We start from the raw sequence: 19,662 nt of genomic DNA, 5'->3' as shown, positions 1-19,662 counted from the left end.
TCCTTTTTACTCACGCAGGACTCTCGCGGGAACTGGCCGCACTGCTCATCTCCTTTGGTCTACTAGCCCTGTGGACTGGCATTTTCGGAATCCGATTAAACGTAAGAACCAGCAGATAACACTACATACCGGCGGACATATGCTTTAGCATATGTCCTGCCATATAGCGGCTTGACGGGTGTATATTTACCAATTCTTACCAACTTTGTTGCAGTGGCAAACCCAAATGTTGCTGGGGTAGCTGGGGTGCTGGCTTATGGATGGCTGGAGGGGAGAATTGTTGCGACGGTCTATATTTGGAGTATGAATTCGTCTTCTAAATTCTCTCTATCTGGCTGGCGTCTTGCCGTAGCGCTCGTAGTCTCTTTCATTCTCGGAATCATTACGATGATCGCTTTTGCTTTTGCTGTCGGCGATGATGAAGAGTCTTCATTTACGGACCAGCAAATCTCGGATACGCAGCATATTCGGGAGCAGTTTGAGAACTAACCCTTTCAGCCCCTTTGCGTGCATTCCCCACCTTCCAGTCAGCTTGATTTCTTAGTGAGGGGCGCTTTCTTTTAACGGGTGGAAGTGGGGGTGAGCAGTAAAGAAAAGCGCAATGTCGGGGTACTATAAAATTCTTCCATCCCCTGTTCTCTCAAGGAGATTTCTCATGAAAAAGCGAGCACTCGTCGCGGCTCTATGCTGCCTCTCTACCGCCTCGACAGCAGTTGTTGCTGCTCCGGTTGCTACGGCTCAGACCGCCACCGCGAACAAGACCATGGCTGACCAATACCAGCCCACCTTTACCGAGCCGCAGAATCCATTCGGAGCGAACGGCGACGTGGAAACTTTGGGAATTAACAACGTTCCACAGGGGACGAAGCTAACCATTATTAATCCAAACTTTGGAGACGGTGAGGGGAGAGAGCAAGACGAGCTCTTGGTTAAAGTTTACGATAACAGCATTTGGCTGCATCTTTTTTCACAATATAAAGACTTGAAGAAATCAATCTCTAATACTGTGAAGTTCTTGGTTGAATACCCCGACGGATCGGCCGAGCTGATAGACCATACCTTTACTGTCCATCCAGTAGAAAAGCTCCTGTATTTCCCCTTCTTCGAGAACTTAGTGGTCCCAGTAGGAGAGACCTCGCAGCTGAAAGTAGTTGGAATGCCGGATTCTGCCTCGGTGGACCTTATTGGTGGACCAGAAGGCTGGAATGTAAAGCAGGAGGGAAATACGTTTACTGTCACTCCTCCGGCCGAGGGAAACGGGGAGTTTGTCTACAAGGTAACTTTCTCTGACGGAACCTCCAAGATTGCCACCAGCAATGTATGGGCGGAGAAAGATCCCAAGAACGCCGATAATCCTGTGCGTCCGGGAAACAATGACTCAAGCGCATTAGCCCCATCGGAAAGTGAGAACCCCGTAGCCCCTGGAGATGATTCAGGTATGACACAAAGCGGGAATATTGGCCCTTCTGACCACGGAAACAACGGTGGTTCTTCCACGGTTGGAATTATTGCCGGGATTATCGGCGCAGTACTCGCTATCGCATTGTCCATTGGCGGTGCAGCCTTCGCGGGTCTTATCCCCGGTCTCAAGCTCCCCTTCTAAAAAGGGAAAATAGGAGCGCTTCCGACTGTGGGGCGCTCTTTTTTGCTCGACGAACGTTACTCGAATGAAGAACGTGCAGGTAGTTCTACATTATCGGAAATATATGCTTTAGCATATGGTGTAACATGCGCTATAACATATGCCAAGACATATAGCGGGGCTGACGGGCGCGCTTATTCATCCTTTATAGCTGTGACCAGCCTGCTAAAAAGCCTGGCCACCCCGTTAAGGATGTCCAGGCTTTTCTCTGTTTGTCTTTCGTCTGAATGGACGAATTCGCAGTCAGGAATGTCGAGAAGTGAAAACTAATCGTCTACCTTTTCGTAGGAGCGACCATGGGCAATGATTGTATCGTCTTTCGTTGAAAACGATTCCTGGTTTCCGATAGCGCCCTTTTCTTCCATTTCTTCATCGCGGCTATCTTTGTCGCCTGGTACTCCAGCGTGCTCTAGGGTAAAAACTTTGTTCTCCTGATCGATGGAGCCGCTCAGTACTGCCCCTTCTATCGAGATTTCGTACGAGTCTCCGTCGATGACGATTGTTGAGGGGCCGTCTGGCCCAGTGTATTCGTAGGTGCCGTCCAGATTGTCCCCGCCGCAGGCGGCTAAGGACAGGGAGCACCCAAGGATGAGCCCAGCGGCAGTGAGTGAACGAAAACGCATGAAACCTCCAAAATGAGAACAGGAATAGGACATGATAAGGATACAAGGTCAAAAGGGCGTCGTGTCGAAGAGGCTTGAAAAGAGGGGCTTCGTATATACCCCTAATTGATACCGCGTTAGGTGTTTTTCAACGCCCGATACACCGTAGGACGGGTAACTCCGAATTCCCGCGCCAAGGCTGCTTTCGACTCCCCCGCCAGTACGCGCCGCTTAATCTCCGCCACCTGTTCTGTGCTTAGAGCTGGTTTGCGGCCTTTGTACTTGCCGGCCTTTTTCGCCAGCGCAATCCCCTCCGCCTGGCGCTCGCGGATAATGGCCCGCTCAAACTCCGCGAAGCTACCGAGAATGCCGAGCACTAAATCCGCACGCGGATCCGTGGTGTCTTTCGCAAAGATAAGATTCTCATGCAGGAAAGTGACAGTCACACCTTTGTTGGTGAGTTCATCAACAATACCGCGCAGATCCCTAAGAGACCGGGCGAGACGATCGATCGACGACACGACGAGTTCGTCACCGTCGCGCACATACGCCATACACTCGACAAGCCCTGGGCGGGCAGTCTTGGTGCGGCCGGAAATCTTATCTTCAAAGAACTGGTAAATCCTGCCGGAAGCATTGAGTAGTTCTTTCTGGCGCTGATTATTCTGCTCCACCGTCGAGACCCGGATATAGCCCACCCGCTGCCCACGCGAGCCGGAGTCCTTGAGCGTGCCAAGTTTTTTGTGTGTGGGGTTAGGTTTATAGGTATTTGTCGAAGCGGTCGGGGTAGGCCACGGCCATTTGGTTGATGGCTTGTTTCCAGCCGGAAACTCGGGCTCCTTCCATGAGTCTGCCGGCTGTCGCTGAGACTCGTTTGCCCTGCTTCGCCCTCTTGGCAGCTCGTTTGTCCTCAATATTGCAGATCATCAGCCACAGCGTTTTGAGCGCTGATTCATCGTTGGTGAACTGCACCCTGTTGCGGGTAGCTTTACGCAGCTCATTGTTAAACGACTCAATGGAGTTCGTCGTATAGATTACCTTTCTCGCTGCTGGTGGGAACTGCAGAAACGGTACGAAACGCGCCCACGCATCCCGCCAGACCTTGACTGAGCGGGGGTATTTTTCTCCCAATTCAGAGGCTTCAAATTCGTCTAAAGCAGCACGGGCTGTGGACTCGTCTGTGGCGGTGTAGACCTTCTTCAACGCGGCTGATACAGCCCGGCGATCCCCGTAGGCTACCCACCGGTTCGCGGCACGAATCAGGTGCACGATACAGGTTTGCACCATAGAGTTCGGCCACGTTGCTTCAACTGCTTCTGGTAGACCTTTAAGCCCGTCACAGCAGACGATAAAGACGTCTTTAACCCCACGATTGGAAAGATTGGCGCATACCTGCGCCCAAAATGAAGCGCCTTCTTCCTTGGCGATCCACAATCCTAAAATGTGTTTGATGCCGTCAAGGTCTACACCGATTGCCATGTACGCAGACTTGTTGACTACCCGGCCGCCATCGCGGACTTTAATGCGCAGCGCGTCCAGGAAAATGACCGGGTAGAACTCGTCTAGCTGGCGGTTTTGCCAGACCATAACCTCATCCAAGACAGCGTCAGTAACCGCGGAAATCGTCTCATGGGAAATATCGACACGCATCGCAGTTGCCATATGGTGCTGGATGTCCCTAATTGTCATCCCACCGGCATACAAGCTGACAATCATGTCATCGACATCAGTTAAACGTCTCGAGCCTTTAGGGACCATAGTTGGGATAAACGTCCCAGTCCTGTCTCTGGGAATATCCACGGTGACCGGCCCGTAGTTAGAATCCACGGTCTTTGTGTACGACCCGTTGCGGTGATTGTCTGTCCCAGCTGCAGCTTTGCCGCTCCTATCGCCGGGCTCGTAGCCAAGGTGGGCATCCATCTCGGCATTCAAACCCCTGGTAATCGAGGCTTGTAGCATGCCCCGAACTAGGTCGTTGGCATCCGTTGTAGACGTGCCTAGGTCATCAATCAGTTTCGCGATGTCAGGGTTAGCAAGAAGCTTCTTTTCAATCTCATCAATCTTGGCCTTATCAGCCGGATCTCGTCTCGCCACAGTAGTCAATCTGGTCCATCTCCTTATGCGGGTTAGGTACCCACACACAAACCACCAGACACTCTCGAGTCCTTGGCCATTAGTCTTCGCCCCGCGAGGGGTTAAAGGCAGCATTCTCCTGTTCTATGACCGCATCACGATACGACTCAACCACCCGCGCCAAGTCAGACAACTGTGCCCCGTCGAGACCATCAGCGTCAGCAAGCAAAGACTGCACAATCCTGCCCAACGCCTGCTGCCCCGACGACAACCCACCATGCAGATCCTTCACCCGCGCCAACGCGGGCACAGAGTCAATTTGACTTTCAATATGGAAACCATCCGACGACAACACCACACTCACCACTTTCTGTAAACATAAGGCCTAAACCCCGCTAGACACATGTAAAAAAATTCTAGGAACGGCCCTATTTACAGGAAACATTCCGCGTCAAACCGGCGTAACAATAGGGTGTACCTTAAACAACTGGTATTGACTGTTCGTTTAAAGAGGAGTGTTTATGGTTAGAAGCAAAGATGAATCTCAACCCACACAAGAAAACAAAACTCCCCCTGCGAAGGGGGGTAAAAAGACTATTCCACTGAAAGGGAGAGTGAAGGTTTACTTTGGGATTAATATCTTCCTTATTTTTCCTCCTCTTGGAGTCTTCATTTTGGATTGGTGGGATTTATGTAAGCACTCTAAAAACAGTGAAGAGGTATGGGCGGGTGCTGCTATTATGGTCCTCTCTTTCATTAGTGGCGTCATATTCTTGACTAGAGCTAGATGGATAAAAAGAGTTAATAACCGCGGGTTCCGGGTGACTAAGAATCCGGACGACTATGCACTCGAAAGAACTACTCTCTTGGCGTGGGTTTTGTTGCTCATTTTCCCAATAATTATCGAGGGTGTCGACGGTGCTTCGGGGATAGGTGCAATTACGAAGTGGGCTGCTGTCCTGGCTTTTTGGACCCCCATCGTTAGCATTGTCGGTTCAAGCTGGGGAAAGCTGAAAGCAACAAAACCTAACAGAGACAAAATTATTTGGCCGTGTAACTGGGGGAATGAAGCGTCTGAAAAACCAGAACGTGAGAACCGTGAAGGGGGCGGAAAAGGAATAGATAAGACCCGCTGTCTCTCTCCAAAAAACTTGTATAAGACTGGAAATCTTGGATTAATCCTAGTTCAAGCCCTGTTGTTCTTTGCCGTAAACTTCCTAGCTATCTTCTCCGATTTGTGGGTACGGCTCCCCGGTTGCAAGGCAATGGTGTTTTTCGGAGTTTATTTAATCCTATTTCTCGGTTGTTCGAGCCTGTATTTCGTTCCCGTCCACGACAAGGGCACGAAACCCCCGTGGCTGATTATTAGTCTAGTTGTCATGGCCGCTACACCGGCCATCCCAGCTGGGGTCGAACAGCTCGCCACGTCTGGAGTGGTGAATTCCCTATGGTGGAAGCTTGTAAAACTGCTTATCGGCACCGTCTGTCAGATTGTCGCAGGATATATTGCATGGAAGGCGACAGAACTGATACCAACGCCTGCCGTTAAGCAGAACGGTAAGGAGAATGATGAAGGAGCGGCGTGACGGACATTGTGCATGAAGCCCAGGACACGCACCTGTGCGTTTTGTTTATTGGGGCGCACGGGGATGCTGGAGATTACGAGTAGGCACTAGACGCCGCCAACAGTGCCGCCAAGCACCTACAGGTAATACAAGCGGAGTTACCTGCCACTTCCCCACTGGCCCGCGACGCCGCCATACTCGCTAAGTTTGTGCGCGCAGCACAACGGAATCTGTCTCAACAACGGCCCGCAGATAATCCCGACGAACTTCTAGACTTAGCCACGAGCCTCAAAGAGTCGCTGGAAGGGACAGATATGCAACAACCCCCGCCTCCCTGCATGTCATGCATGCTGGTGGAGGCGGGGGTTGCGTACTAAAGAAACGATTTAATTGGCTCGGCCGGTTTCCTTGCGGTACTTGCGGTAGTAGCGGCGGCCGTAGTGGACGGTGCCTACTGCAGCAATGGCCACAATGACTAGGGCGATGATGCCGATGATCATGGTCAGGGTGTAGTCACCCTCGCCTGCGGTGCCCAGCGGGGTGTCCCACACGCCAAGGCCCCAAATGATGATGCCGGCAGCCGGGAGGCAAGACATAATCAGACCCATGCCCACCCAGGTGGAGGTGCGCAGGAGGGAAGAGTGAGGAGCACCGAAGGACACGGGATCGTAGCCCTCAATGTAGGTGTCCTGAATCTTGCCGGAGAACTCTGGGTAGGTCTCGCTGGCGTAGTCAGCGACTGCATGGGTGTTATCGCTCATGGCGGAGTCTTTCTGTCTTTCTCTCGTTCCTAGTATTCCTACGGAATAACCTTAGCTTAGTCGTCCTTGCCACGGAAAGCAGCACGTGCACGTTCGCGGGTAACCGCGGAAACCGCGGTCAGCGGAACGCCGGCCGGGCAGACATCAGCGCACTCACCGTAGAGGGAGCAGTGGCCAAAGTTGGCTTCCAGGTCGTCGACCATGTTGCGGGCACGGCGGCCACGCTCTTCCTTGCCCAGCGGCATGAGGGAGAGGTGCACCAACTTTGCGCCGGTAAACAGGTGAGCCGCACCGTTCGGGCAGGCAGCAACGCAGGCACCGCAGCCAATGCAGGCAGCGTGGTCCAGCGAGTACTCGGAGGTCTCATGGTTGATGTGCATGGTATCCGCATCCGGAGCGGTGCCAGCGTCCATGGAAACGTAGCCGCCCTGCTCCATTACGTGATCCAGAGCCGCGCGGTCCACGATCATGTCCTTAATGACCGGGTAGGCAGCGGAACGGAATGGCTCCAGCTTGATGGTCTGGCCATCGGTGAAGTTGAACAGGCGCTGCTGGCAGGCAGGGGTGTTCTGACCTGGGCCGTGCGGGCGACCATTGACGGTCAAACCACAGGTACCGCAGATGCCCTCACGGCAGTCGGAAGCGAAGGCGAAGGGCTCTTCGCCGCGCTCAATGTAGCCCTCGTTAACGTGGTCCAGCAGCTCCAGGATGGACATCTGCTCAGAGGCGTCATCCACCTGGACGGTCTCGAAATGGCCTTCTTGGGTCGGTCCGGCTTGACGCCAGATCTCAAGTGTCAGTTTCATTACTTGTAGTTCCTTGTCATCAGCGGGATCGAATCAAAGTACAGCGGCTCGGCGTGGCGGATGAACTCGTTCTTATTTGCGCCCGGCTCCCATGCGGAAACGAAGCACCAGTTCTCATCATCGCGTTCTGCCTCGCCGTCCTCGGTGAGGTGGTCCTCGCGGAAGTGAGCGCCACAGGACTCATCGCGGTCCAGAGCGTCAACACACATGAGCTCACCCAAGTCCAGGTAGTCGGCAACGCGCAGGCCGTACTCCAGCACCTGGTTCATGTCATTGGCCTCACCCGGAATGCGGACATTAGCCCAGAAGTCCTCGCGCAGCTCGCGGATCTTGGTGATCGCGGCCTTGAGGTCCTCGACGTTACGGGACACGCCGCAGCCATGGTAGAGGATATCGCCCAGCTGGCGGTGGTAGTAGGACGGACCGTGCGGGTTCTCACCGCGCACACCCATGAGGCGGTCGATGCGCTCCTGGGACTGTGCCAGGGTTGCCTGTGCCTCTGGGGAATCCTCGGCCAGCTTCTCCTCGTTGAGGTGGTCAGCCAAGTAGTTCGGGATGGTGAACGGCAGGGTGAACCAGCCATCGACGGAAGCCGAAAGCAGGGAGTTTGCACCCAGGCGGTTAGCACCGTGGTAGGTCCAGGAGCACTCACCGGCGGCAAAGAGGCCGTCGATGGAGGTCATCTCGTTGAAGTCCGTCCACAGGCCGCCCATGGTGAAGTGGCAGGTCGGGGCGATGCGCATCGGGGTCTCATAGGCGGACTCGCCGATAGCCTCTTCGTACATCTCGATCAGGTTGGAGTAGCGCTCGCGGATCTTGTCCTTGCCTAGGCGCTCGATGGCGTCGCGGAAGTCCAGGTACACCGAGTTGTGCAGCGGGCCAACGCCCAGGCCGGCATTGATCTGCTGGGAGATGGCACGGGAAGCAACGTCGCGCGGAACCAGGTTGCCGAATGCCGGGTAGCGGCGCTCCAAGAAGTAGTCGCGCTCTTCTTCCGGAATGGTATTCGGGTCGCGGTCGTCGCCCTCCTTCTTCGGGGACCAAATGCGGCCGTCGTTACGCAGGGACTCCGACATCAGGATGGTCTTGGACTGCCAATCGGAGTTGACCGGCAGGCCCGTCGGGTGGAACTGCACGAAGGCGGGGGAAGCCAGGTAAGCACCGCTGTCGTACGCACGCATCATGGCGCTGGCATTGGAGTTCTTTGCCAGGGTGGACATGTGGTAGACGTTGCCGTAGCCGCCGGTACCCAGCACAACTGCGTGGCCGGTGAAGGCCTTGAGCTCACCGGTAATCAGGTTGCGGGTAACGATGCCGCCGGCACGCTTCTTACCGTTGTCGTTGTAGACGATGATGTCCTGCAGGTCGTTGTGAGCGAAGAGCTCCACGTTGCCCAAGCCAATCTGGCGGTAGAGCGCCGAAGTGGTGGACAGCTGCAGCTGCTGACCTGTTTGGCCACGGGTGTAGTAGGTACGGGAGACCTGCACACCACCGAAGGAACGGGTAGCCAGGGTGCCGCCGTACTCGCGAGCGAATGGGGCGCCGATGGCGTTCATGTGGTCAATAACGCGGACGGACTCGTTTGCCAGGCGCCAGCAGTCGGACTCGCGGCAGCGGTAGTCGCCGCCCTTCACGGTGTCCTTGGTGTGGCGGTAGGCGGAGTCATTGTCCACCTTCTTGGCACGGGAGGCGTTGACGCCACCCTGCGCGGCAATGGAGTGCGCGCGGCGCGGGGAATCGTGGTAGGTGAATACCTTTACCTTGTAGCCCAGCTCGCCCAGTGCGGCCGCAGCGGAACCAGCGGACAGGCCGGTACCAACCACGAGAACCTCAAACTTGCGGCGGTTCAGTGGGGAGACCAGCTGCATGTGGTCCTTCTGGTGGGACCACATATCCTTCATCGGCACGCCGTGCGGCTCGTGGGATTCCAGGATGTTGCCGGCGGATACGCCCGGAACGATGGACTGTGGGTGCGAGAACTTAGGGTGCTCGCGCTTGAGTTCAGTATTAGTCATGGGTTTCTAACTCCTTTAGCTGACCAAGCCCAGGGCAACGGACAAAGGCATAACGATGTTGCCGATGCAGACAACGGCCGGGATGACGTACGCCAAGATCAGGAAGGTCTGACGCCACTTCGCACCGGTGATACCCAGGTCAGAGGCGGCAAGGCGAATGCCGTGGGTGAGGTGCAGGAACAGGAAGCACATGGCGATCACGTACACGATGGTGACCGGCCAGCGGCTGAAGGTTGCAATCATGTTGGCCTTCACCGCGCCCTCTGCAAAGTCACCTGGGGCGATGGGCTGTACGCCCATGGTCAGGTCCAGCAGGTGGAAGATAATGAACAGCAGCAGAACCAAGCCGGAGACCAGCATGGTCTTGGTGGCGAAGGAATCCAGGCCACCCATGAGGTTGCTGCGGCTGAACTTGCCGCGGGATGCCTTGGAGCGGGCAGTCAAGGCGATCGCGCCGTAGATGTGGGCGATGATGGCGACCAGCAGGACGGCGCGAATGATCCACAATGCGCCCTCATGCGGGAACAACGGCTCGCCCATGGAGCGCAGGAATGCACCGTATTCATCTAGTGCTTCTTCGCCGCCGTGCGCCGGCAAGTACAACTTCAGGTTGCCGGCCATGTGGCCAACAACGAAGAGGGCGAAGAGCAGGCCAGTGACGGCCATGATGAGCTTCAGAACCCAGGAGGGCACTCCCGGCTTCTGGCGGATTGGTTCGTTAGTAATGTGGCCGTGAGTTACTGCCTCACGGTCCGGATTTCTTAAAGTCATGACACCTCCATTGTCGCCCTCACTTTAACTGGGCTTAACCGCTGGTTACTAGTCAATTCCTGCGGCGTTTCACCTAACGGTACGGCGGTACGGTTAAAGTCATAATTCTTTTAGGTAAGGGTTGCCTTAGAAGCCTTGGGGCAAAACGTCACTACCTTGGCTGCTCGGAATTCCGCAATATTGACGTTGCGTAATTCCCTCCGCAGTTGTGAACTTGCTCACCCAGTGTTACTAGAGTGACCGCCTTACCCCTTTATGTGTCAAACTTTCGCATGAAACCCACATGTAGCCCACAGGCGGGTGAACATTCTTCGCAAGATCTTTGCAATTAGGGTGCACACCCGCAGGCCAGCCAGTAACCTTGCCGGCATGAGTAAGACGTATGTGGGATCCCGCCTTCGCCAGCTTCGCCGTGAGCGCGATCTCAGTCAGGCTTCCCTCGCTGCGACGCTGGGTCTCTCCGCCAGCTACGTCAACCAGATCGAACACGACGTCCGGCCGCTCACCGTCCCGGTGCTCCTTCGCATCACCGAGGTCTTCGGCGTCGACGCCACCTTCTTCTCCCGCGACGATGACTCCCGCCTTCTTGCCGAGATCCAGGACGTCATCCAAGACAAGGAGCTCTGCCCCTCCCCCGTCGAGCTGCAGGAGCTCTCCGAGCTGGTCTATAACCACCCCACCGTGGCTCGCACGCTGGTGGATGTCCACCGCCGCTACCGCAATGTGCGCGATAAGCTCTCGCTAGCCACCGATGCCCGCCGCACCACCGAGGCCACCCAGGCCCTCTCCATGCCGCATGACGAGGTGCGCGACTTCTTCTACGCTCGCCAGAACTACTTGGACAACCTGGACCACCATGCAGAGCAGCTTGCCGACGCCCTCTCGGTCACCCACTTCGGCATCCGCGACACCGAACATGCCCTGGCCCAGCGCCTGCGCGAGCGTCACAACGTAAATATCCACATCACTTCCCAGATGGATGGCACGCTACACAGCTTTGACCGCGAGACCGGCGAGTTCCGGCTCGCGTCGCGCCTGAGCGAAGGCCAGCGCGCCTTCCGCATGGCCGCGGAGCTGGGCTTCCTTGAGGCCGGGGAGGATATCGCTTCCCTAGTGGAGGAGGAGCCGTTCACCTCGGATGCTTCGCGCAACCTCGCGCAGCGCGGCTTGGCCAGCTATTTCGCCGCCGCCACCGTAATGCCCTATGCACTGATGCATTCCGAAGCCGAGCGCTCTGGCTACGACGTGGAATACCTCTGCCAGGTCTTCGGCGTGGGCTATGAATCCGTAGCCTCCCGCCTGTCCACCCTGCAGCGCGATAACCTCCGCGGCATTCCTTTTACTTTTGTCCGCGTCGACCGCGCAGGCAATATGTCCAAGCGCCAATCCGCCACCGGCGTGCACTTTTCCAATAACGGCGGCACCTGCCCGCTGTGGAATGTCTACGAGACCTTCACCCAGCCCGGCATTATCTCCCGCCAGCTGGCGCAGATGCCCGACGGCCGCAACTACCTGTGGATTTCGCGCGCCGTCCAGCACCACCAGGGGCGCTTTGGCGATACCGATAAGCTCTTCGCCATCGGCCTAGGCTGCGAAGCCCGCCACGCCGACCGCACCGTCTACGCCGAGGGGCTCGATCTCAGCGATCTCTCCTCGGCCACCCCCATCGGCTCCGGCTGCCGCACGTGCCCGCGCGAGAACTGCGCGCAACGCGCCTTCCCACCCATTAATGAAGTCATCAACGTCGACGCCCACCGCTCCGCCGTGGCACCGTACTAACGCTTCCTGCCCAGGTGGACTGCACATAAAAAAAGCGGCACCGCGGTCCGCCTCCCTCCGACGAGGGAGCGAACGGTGCGGTGCCGCTGGCGTCGCGCTCAAAGGCGACGTCGGCAAGCAGCCCTGGTTAGAGGTTAATCATGTGGCCGCCAATACCCTCGGCAGCTTCCTTCATGGCCTCAGAGAGAGTCGGGTGGGTGTGAACGTTGCGGCCGATTTCCTCAGCGGTGAGGTCGAAGCGCTGCGCCAGGGTCAGCTCTGGCAGCAGCTCGGAAACGTTGGAGCCCACCATGTGGCCGCCGATGAGCTCGCCGTACTCGCCGTCCGCGATGAGCTTGACAAAGCCCGCGGTCTCATTGAGGCCAGCGGCCTTGCCGTTAGCGGAGAACGGGAAGGTAGCGACCTTAATGTCGCGGTCCGCGAACTTCTCCTTGGCAGCCTCTTCGGTGTAGCCGAAGGAAGCGACCTGCGGGTTGCAGAAGGTAGCGCGCGGCATATTCATGTAGTCACCCAAGAGCTGGGTCTCCACGCCGGCGATGGTCTCTGCAGCGACAACGCCCTGGGCCTCAGCAACGTGCGCGAGCTGCAGCTTCGCGGTGACGTCACCGATGGCGTAGATGTGGTCGACGTTGGTGCGCATGGTGTCATCGATGGCAATAGCGCCGCGCTCGGTGAGCTCAACGCCGGTATTCTCCAGGCCGAAGCCCTCGGTGCGTGGGGCGAAGCCGATGGAGATCATGGCGCGGTCCACGGTCAGGGTGTCCTGCTTGGAGCCGTCCTTGGACTCGACCTCAACGGTGACATTATCGCCGTTGTCCTTCACGGAGGTGGTCTTATAGCCGGTCAGCAGCTTGACGCCGAGCTTCTTGTACTCCTTGGCAATAGCCTTGGAGACATCCTTGTCCTCGTTCGGCAGGACGCGGTCCATGAACTCCACGATGGTGACGTCTACGCCATAGTTGGACAGAACATAAGCAAATTCCATGCCGATGGCGCCGGCGCCGACGATGACCATGGACTTCGGAGCCTCATCGTTGAGGATCTGCTCCTCGTAGGACACGATGTTGCCGCCGAGTTCAACGCCCGGCAGGGACTTGACCACGGAGCCGGTTGCGATGATGCAGTCATCGAAGGTGACGGTCTTGCCCTTGTCATCACCATCGGTGATTTCGATGGTCTTATCGTCCTTGAAGGAGCCAAGGCCGTTGATCTCGGTGATCTTGTTCTTCTTCATCAGGTAATGGACACCCTTGACGATGCCCGCGGAAACCTTGCGGGAACGCTTGTGGGCAACACCGAAGTCGAAGGAGACATCGCCGGAAATACCGAAGTCCTTGGCCTCGTGGTTGAAGGTGTGGGCAACCTCAGCGTTCTTCAGCAGCGCCTTGGAAGGGATGCAGCCTACGTTGAGGCAGACACCGCCCCAGTACTGCTTCTCGATTACGGCAACTTTCTTACCAAGCTGAGCTGCACGGATGGCGGCCACGTAGCCGCCAGGGCCCGCGCCGAGTACTACTACGTCATAATGTTCATTAGTCACGCCCTTTAGGATACGTAACTTTCCCCTCCATGTCGCGCATTGGGTCACACTCTTGTGCCCGAGTACCCCACGCTTCGGGGGGTAAAACGCGCAAAGGCCCTGCACGGTGGCGTCGGCAAGCGCGCGACGCCCCCAGGCAGGGCTATGGGCTCGGTGTTTTAGAACAGGCCGAGAGCCAGCGCAGCGGTGGAGGACATGGAGGAACCGGTGTGCAGGAACTGGCCCAGAACTTCGTTGATGGCCACGAGGATGGAATCGAAAACGTTCATTATGCTTCTTTCTGTGTTTTTACTTGCCTAGAGCGAGGGATGGGCCCGCGGATGGGGACCGCATTATTCACACGTTTAGTACTAGCGGAGATTGTAGCGCCACCGTTACATACGCGCCGCGTTCAGAATTATGACACACAAACCACATACGTCACAGGTTTTGCTACATTAAAAGGGCTATTAAGGCATAGAGTCTTGCTAACACTCCCGCTATGCGGAACGATACCTACTGAGAAGATTCTCTTAACTCGAGGAAGCTAAAAATATGCATACTTTGCGCTCTATCGGCTCCAGCGTCGCAGGCATCGCCATCGCGGCAGGAGTCCTCTCCGCCCCTCTCGCCTCCGCCGTCGAGCCGGCCGAGATCCAGGGTGACGCCACCCCGTCCACCATCCGCGAGGTAAACCTCACCGACTCGGCGGATGCGGAAAACATCAACTACGCCATCACCACCGAAGGCGAAAACCGCGTGGTAGATATTGCCAAGCTGAAAGATAAGGACAAGTGGAAAGGCTATGCCTTCGGCCACAAGAGTGGCCAGGACAAGCACTACGGCAACCACGTTAAGGCCCTGACCGCCACCTCCGCCGCGATGGGCGGCCGCGAGGTTCCGCTGGCGGTCATCACCCCGGACGGCAACTTTGATAAGCAGCGCCCCACCCTGTACCTGCTCAACGGCGCCGGCGGCGCCGAGCAGGGCATGGACTGGCTGACCGCCACTGCTAACCACGACATCGACCCTGAGGCCGAGGGCGTACAGGACATGGTGGACTTCTACACGTCCAAGGACGTCAACGTGGTCATCCCGCAGGCCGGCGCCTTCTCCTACTACACCGACTGGGTATCTTCCCCGAATAGCGGCTACCTCAAGGGCCCGCAGAAGTGGGAAACCTTCCTCGCCAAGGAGCTACCGGGCGCACTGGAAGAGCACATCGGCGGCAATGGCAAGCGCGCGATTGCCGGCATGTCCATGTCCGCGACCTCCTCCCTGCTGCTGGCGGAGCACAACCCGGGCTTCTACAACGCCGTGGGCTCCTTCTCTGGCTGCGCTTCCACCTCTCGCCCGCTGCCACGCCTGTACACCCAGCTGACCGTCAACCGCGGCGGTGGCTCGGCCGATCAGATGTGGGGCGCTATGGGCAGCGAGTACAACGTGTACAACGATGCCTTGGTGAACGCTAACCCGAATAACCTGGGCAAGTCCGAGACTTATGTTTCGGTCAACTCCGGCCTGGGCGGCGCCAACGACTGGGGTGTTCCGGGGTCTTCCACCCTCATCGTTGAGGGCGGCGTCATCGAGGCTGCCATGAACTCCTGCACCCATGACCTCAAGGCCAAGATGGACTCCCAGGGCATGAAGGCGGACTGGAACTTCCGCAATACCGGCACCCACTCCTGGCCGGGCTGGCGCAATGACCTCTTCACCTCCTGGGCAACCTTCGAGCGCGGCTTTGCCAAGGATGCCGCAGAGGCACCGGCCGAGCCGGAGGTAAAGCCCAACGAGCTTTCCATCGAGGCACCGCAGGCCGAGGAAGATGCGCAGGTTAAGGACGCCCCGAGCGCCGCTGACCAGTCCCCGGATAAGGACTTTGTCGCAGGCAAGGACGCAGAGGGCGCAGAGGTTCCGGACGCTGCGGAGGCTGCAGCGTCCGCCGAGGCTGCTGTCGCTGCCGAATAATCAGGAATTCAATAACTACAGGAAAGAAGCACTATGAAGCGCCTAAGCTCCATCCTTGCCGGCACCGCAGTGTGCGCAGGCTTGGCTTGCGCCCCAATGGCGGGGGCCGCACAGCTCACCCCGCAGCAGGTAGCGGGCAACGCCGCCCAGTCCACCCTGGCCCCACTGGAGGTCACCCCAGAGCTGGAGCAGCAGACCTGGTACCAGAAGTACAAGGACGATCCGCGCGTCGAAAAGCTGCAGGCCACCTCCCCAGCCATGAACGGCCGCCAGATTCCGCTGGCCGTCATTCGCGCAACGGATGAGAACCGCCCGACCATCTACCTGCTCAACGGTGCAGGCGGCGCGGAGCAGGACATGGACTGGCTGAAGCTTTCTGACGCCGTCGATTTCTACCACTCCAAGAACGTCAACGTGGTCATCCCGCAGGCCGGTGCTTTCTCCTACTACACCGACTGGGTATCCGAGCCGAACTCCAAGTACCTCAAGGGCCCACAGAAGTGGGAAACCTTCCTCACCAAGGAACTGCCGGGCGCCATCGAGGGCCACATCAAGGCCGATAATCACCGCGCTGTCGCGGGCATGTCCATGTCCGCCACCTCCTCCCTGCTGCTGGCGGAGCACAACCAGGGCTTCTACGACGCCGTCGGTTCCTACGCCGGCTGCGCAGCCACCGCTTACCCGGTAGAGCACAAGGCCGTTGAGCTTACCGTCAACCGCGGTGGTGCGACCGCGGAGCAGATGTGGGGCCCGTTCGGCTCCCCCACCAACCGCTATAACGACGCGATGATGAACCACGAGAAGCTGCGCGGCACGGATCTGTACATCTCTTCCGGTTCTGGGTTGGCCGGAGAAACCGATACGTATTCTTACTATACGAATCAGGGAGCTAACCCTGCTATCGCTGCTGTGGGCTCCGCTCGGCTGCAGGTCGAAGGTGGCGCCATCGAGGCTGGCGTGAACTACTGCACCCACAACTTCAAGGCCAAGCTGGACCAGGCTGGCATCCCGGCGACCTACAACTTCCGCAATACCGGCACCCACTCCTGGCCGCACTGGATTGCGGACCTCAAGGATTCTTGGCCGGTCTTCGAGCGCGCTTTCAATAAATAAGCTCGTTTCTTTCCACGGCTAAAAGGGCGGTAGGCTTGCAGCATTATGAAGTTGCTTCCTACCGCCCTTTCGCGTGCCCACACTGATCCTTATACCGGCGTGGATTTTAATCTCGGTTTCGAGGTTTCCCACTACACGCTGGATCTGACCTACCGCGTGGAGCCCAACCTGCTCCACGGCGAGGCTATTTTGGCCATCCGGGCCGATGAAGATTTGGCGTCCCTGACCCTAGATCTGGGCGGGGCGATGGTGGCTCGGCGCGTGACCGCAAAGGGTGCGCCGCGGGTGGCTAAATTCCGCCAGTCCTCCGGGAAGCTGCGCCTGCGCTTTGCTGAGGAGATTGCGGCCGGCACTGAGTTTGAGCTGGTGATTCGCTATGGCGGCAGCCCGCGGCCGATCCGCACCACCTGGGGCGAGATTGGCTGGGAAGAAACCGAGTCCGGTTCGCTGGTGGCCAGCCAGCCCAATGGCGCGCCGAGCTGGTTCCCCTGCGACGATACGCCTTCTGCCAAGGCACTCTATGACATCATCATTACGGCCGATGATCCCTTCATCGTGGTATCTAATGGTGACCTTGTCTCCCGCCGGGCGGGCGGTTCCACCACGCGCTGGCACTACCGCACCCGCGAGCCCATGGCCACCTATCTGGCGACGGTGCAGGTAGGAGAGTTCTCTTCTTTCGATTTGGGACCTTCCACGCGCGCTTGGGCGCCGGCCGCGCTGCGCGAGCGCGTGCTGAACGAGTTTGCCCAGCAGCAGGAAATGGTGGACTTCTTCTCCTCCCTCTACGGCCCGTATCCCTTTGCGGATTATCAGGTGGTCATCACGGAAGATGAGCTGGAGATTCCACTGGAGGCGCAGGGCCTCTCCATCTTTGGCTCCAACCACATCAAGGGCGACCACGCCTTCGAGCGCCTCATTGCCCATGAGCTTTCCCACCAGTGGTTTGGCAATTCCGTGGGCCTGGGCGAGTGGAAGGATATTTGGCTCAATGAGGGTTTTGCCTGCTACAGCGAGTGGCTATGGGGCGAGCACAAGGGCGAGACCACCGCGCGCGAGGCAGCACGTTCCCACTACAACGTCCTGGGACGCAAGGCGCAGAACCTCACCGTTTCCGATCCGGGTGCGCGCGATATGTTTGATGACCGCGTGTATAAGCGCGGGGCCTTGACCGTGCACGCCATTCACCGCCTGCTTGGCGACGCCTTCTTTACCACCCTCCGCAGCTACCTCACCGAGCACCAACACTCGGTGGTAGAGCCCCCCATGCTGCTGGATGCCTTCCGCGCCGCCGCTCCTGACGCCGCGCTTTTCGACGCCACCGTAGACACCTGGCTTAACCAGAAGGCCCTTCCTCCCTTCCCGAGTTAGTGGCTTTGGCCCCGTTTTGTGGGGTTTTGCCTGCGTTTGTTTGGGGAATGTCTAATCTATTGACCATTCTTTCTTTCCTGTTGACGGGGCGTTTTATCTGGGTAAGATAGAACATGTAAACGAAAAGGAAGGGAGGGATCATGCAGACCACCAAGCACGCGGAGATAGACTCCGCCATCGCCCAGGTTGCCACTGGGCTCACCCAGCTGCGCAGCCTCATGCAGGATCCTTCCGATCTGTCCTTCGAGCTTCTTCATTCGCATTTCGAACACTTGGAGCGGGCGCTAGGCAATAAGTCCACCATCGACGCCGCCTTCGCTTTCATCGCGGAGCGGGATGACGCCGGCCGCCGCGTTGGTTCTTCCAAGGCCAAGGACTACCTGACCACGCGCCTAGGCCTTACCGATGCCGAGGCCGCCGCCCGCCTCCGCAATGGACGCAACCTCTTCGCACCCATCCCCGATCCGGAGCCCACTCCCCCTGCGGACCCCGATGCGGACGATGCCGCACGCGCCCGAGCCGAAGAGGAATCCCGCCGCCGCGCTGACCGCGAGCGCCGCGAGGAGGAGAAGCGCCGCAAGAAGCTCTTTGAGGAAGATCCTATCCCCGAGCGCATCCTCAACCTCATCGAAAACGAGCTGCGCAGCCTCAGCAAGTACGCCATCCCCGGCCCGAGCGAACTGCGCAACCAGGCTCTCGAGCAGGCCAAGCGTCGTTCCTTCGATTCCCTGCGCGAGTGGCTGCGCAAGGCCATCCGCAAAGCGAATAAGCACGCTCTCAACCCAGCCGGCGAGCCCGATCCGCACGCCGCTACCCGCAAACGCCGCTTTAGTATCTCCCGCCAAGATGCTGATGGCGGCGTGCACATCTCCGGCTATCTCGATGCCTCCGCAGCTGCCATCCTCGCCAGCGCCTTCGCGCCCGCCAAGAATAAGGGCAGCGCGGATCTCAGTGCCGAGGACGATACCCGCACCTATGCCCAGCGCATGGCGGACCAATTAACCGCTGCGCTATCCAGCTATCTTTCCGCCACCCAAAAGAACTCCGACGGTCTCGGCTCCTTCTTCGTCGCCACTACCTTGGAGGAGCTAGAAGCGATGGGCGGAGATACCCGTTTCGCTACCAGCACCGGCATCGAGCTCACCCCGCTCGACCTCCTTCGCCTCGGCGGCGCGCGGCACGATTTCTTCTGCGCCGTGGACGACAAAGGCTTCCCCCTCGAGCTTGGCCGCACCAAGCGCACCGCGTCCCTCTGGCAGAAGCTCGCCCTCGCAGCCTCCGAGCTCGTATGCACACACCCAGAATGCAACCGCCCGTGGCAGGACTGCGACGTCCACCATCTCCAAGCCTGGTCTCACGGTGGCGCCACCGACCTCAAGAACCTCACTCTGTTGTGTCGCCGGCACCACGTGGACAATAACGACTACCGCGATGGCCGCAACGGAATGGGACACGCCGAACGAGACCCCAACACGGGCCGGGTAGGATACCGAGCCGCCCACACCAACGGCTTATCGCCCACCGTGGAGGTCAACGACCACCCCGCTGCGGAACAAGCCCCGGCCCGCAGGCTCACCGATCCGCCTTCGCCACCGCCGTCGCCCCCGGGCGCGGCCTGACCGGGGCCCGCGGCCTGCCACAGCCGCGCGCCCGACTGCCCTACACTGGATAACCATG

General features: G+C 58.3%; 17 protein-coding genes. 8 read left to right on the top strand and 9 right to left on the bottom strand.

The features are described from left to right. Nucleotides 1–213: 213 nt before the first annotated feature. On the top strand, nt 214–489 hold the full coding sequence (locus tag MHX61_RS07160; RefSeq protein ID WP_239193799.1) for a hypothetical protein: 276 nt from the start codon (nt 214–216) through the stop codon (nt 487–489). Nucleotides 490–655: 166 nt separating this feature from the next. Beyond that, nucleotides 656–1,603, top strand: coding sequence for a hypothetical protein (locus MHX61_RS07155; protein WP_239193797.1), 948 nt, complete (start codon nt 656–658; stop codon nt 1,601–1,603). A gap of 305 nt (nt 1,604–1,908) precedes the next feature. Here MHX61_RS07155 and MHX61_RS07150 read toward each other — a convergent pair whose 3' ends face one another. The 4 genes from MHX61_RS07150 to MHX61_RS07135 all read right to left on the bottom strand — a co-directional run bounded on the left by MHX61_RS07150 (nt 1,909) and on the right by MHX61_RS07135 (nt 4,681). Next, on the bottom strand, nt 1,909–2,265 hold the full coding sequence (locus MHX61_RS07150) for a hypothetical protein (protein WP_239193795.1): 357 nt from the start codon (nt 2,263–2,265) through the stop codon (nt 1,909–1,911). A gap of 116 nt (nt 2,266–2,381) precedes the next feature. Next, on the bottom strand, nt 2,382–2,918 hold the full coding sequence (locus MHX61_RS11390) for a recombinase family protein (protein ID WP_239193793.1): 537 nt from the start codon (nt 2,916–2,918) through the stop codon (nt 2,382–2,384). Between the two features lie 85 nt (nt 2,919–3,003). Continuing rightward, on the bottom strand, nt 3,004–4,338 hold the full coding sequence (locus tag MHX61_RS07140; RefSeq protein ID WP_370658411.1) for an IS256 family transposase: 1,335 nt from the start codon (nt 4,336–4,338) through the stop codon (nt 3,004–3,006). 79 nt (nt 4,339–4,417) lie between these two features. After that, nucleotides 4,418–4,681 carry a hypothetical protein gene (locus tag MHX61_RS07135; protein WP_239193791.1) on the bottom strand — a complete coding sequence of 88 codons (264 nt, stop codon included), beginning with the start codon at nt 4,679–4,681 and terminating at the stop codon, nt 4,418–4,420. A 157-nt stretch (nt 4,682–4,838) separates the two neighbouring features. On the opposite strand from MHX61_RS07135, the gene MHX61_RS07130 reads away from it, so the two are divergent. Continuing rightward, entirely contained in the window at nt 4,839–5,903 is a 1,065-nt protein-coding gene (locus tag MHX61_RS07130; protein ID WP_239193789.1) for a hypothetical protein, read from the top strand. Nucleotides 5,904–6,268: 365 nt separating this feature from the next. Here the strand turns inward: MHX61_RS07130 and MHX61_RS07125 are convergent, their stop codons facing one another. Genes MHX61_RS07125 through MHX61_RS07110 form a run of 4 tightly spaced genes read right to left on the bottom strand, consistent with a single transcriptional unit; the run spans nt 6,269 to nt 10,235 of the window. Further along, nucleotides 6,269–6,643 (bottom strand): hypothetical protein, encoded by a 375-nt coding sequence (locus tag MHX61_RS07125; RefSeq protein WP_239193787.1) that lies wholly within the window; start codon nt 6,641–6,643, stop codon nt 6,269–6,271. A gap of 56 nt (nt 6,644–6,699) precedes the next feature. Next, nucleotides 6,700–7,449, bottom strand: a complete 750-nt coding sequence (locus MHX61_RS07120; RefSeq protein WP_005327185.1) for a succinate dehydrogenase/fumarate reductase iron-sulfur subunit — start codon at nt 7,447–7,449, stop codon at nt 6,700–6,702. Beyond that, nucleotides 7,449–9,464: a fumarate reductase/succinate dehydrogenase flavoprotein subunit gene (locus MHX61_RS07115; protein ID WP_201802305.1), complete on the bottom strand. Its 2,016-nt coding sequence runs from the start codon at nt 9,462–9,464 to the stop codon at nt 7,449–7,451. The genes MHX61_RS07120 and MHX61_RS07115 overlap by 1 nt, the downstream gene beginning before the upstream one ends. 15 nt (nt 9,465–9,479) lie before the next feature. Then, a complete protein-coding gene (locus MHX61_RS07110; RefSeq protein WP_179387314.1) occupies nt 9,480–10,235 on the bottom strand; it encodes a succinate dehydrogenase cytochrome b subunit in 756 nt (251 codons plus the stop codon). 369 nt (nt 10,236–10,604) lie between these two features. Here MHX61_RS07110 and ramB point away from each other — a divergent pair, with 369 nt between their 5' ends. Then, entirely contained in the window at nt 10,605–12,014 is a 1,410-nt protein-coding gene (gene ramB / locus MHX61_RS07105; protein WP_239193785.1) for an acetate metabolism transcriptional regulator RamB, read from the top strand. Nucleotides 12,015–12,141: 127 nt separating this feature from the next. Here the strand turns inward: ramB and lpdA are convergent, their stop codons facing one another. Beyond that, the gene (gene lpdA, locus MHX61_RS07100; protein WP_005327177.1) at nt 12,142–13,554 is read right to left on the bottom strand and encodes a dihydrolipoyl dehydrogenase; all 1,413 of its coding nucleotides are present in this window, start codon (nt 13,552–13,554) and stop codon (nt 12,142–12,144) included. Between the two features lie 534 nt (nt 13,555–14,088). Here lpdA and MHX61_RS07095 point away from each other — a divergent pair. From MHX61_RS07095 to MHX61_RS07080, 4 genes are all read left to right on the top strand, one after another. Then, entirely contained in the window at nt 14,089–15,501 is a 1,413-nt protein-coding gene (locus MHX61_RS07095; protein WP_239193783.1) for an alpha/beta hydrolase family protein, read from the top strand. Between the two features lie 33 nt (nt 15,502–15,534). Next, nucleotides 15,535–16,614, top strand: a complete 1,080-nt coding sequence (locus MHX61_RS07090) for an alpha/beta hydrolase family protein (protein ID WP_239193781.1) — start codon at nt 15,535–15,537, stop codon at nt 16,612–16,614. Nucleotides 16,615–16,659: 45 nt separating this feature from the next. Next, on the top strand, nt 16,660–17,985 hold the full coding sequence (locus tag MHX61_RS07085; protein ID WP_239193779.1) for a M1 family metallopeptidase: 1,326 nt from the start codon (nt 16,660–16,662) through the stop codon (nt 17,983–17,985). Nucleotides 17,986–18,125: 140 nt separating this feature from the next. After that, complete coding sequence (locus MHX61_RS07080) at nt 18,126–19,604, top strand: HNH endonuclease signature motif containing protein (protein WP_239193777.1); 1,479 nt, start codon at nt 18,126–18,128, stop codon at nt 19,602–19,604. Nucleotides 19,605–19,662 lie beyond the last annotated feature (58 nt).

This window comes from Corynebacterium sp. ACRPF, assembly GCF_022347395.1.
In the GTDB taxonomy this organism is placed as follows: domain Bacteria; phylum Actinomycetota; class Actinomycetes; order Mycobacteriales; family Mycobacteriaceae; genus Corynebacterium; species Corynebacterium tuberculostearicum_D.
Note: the sequence above shows the minus strand (reverse complement) of the source record. Positions and strands in the feature narration are given on the sequence as shown.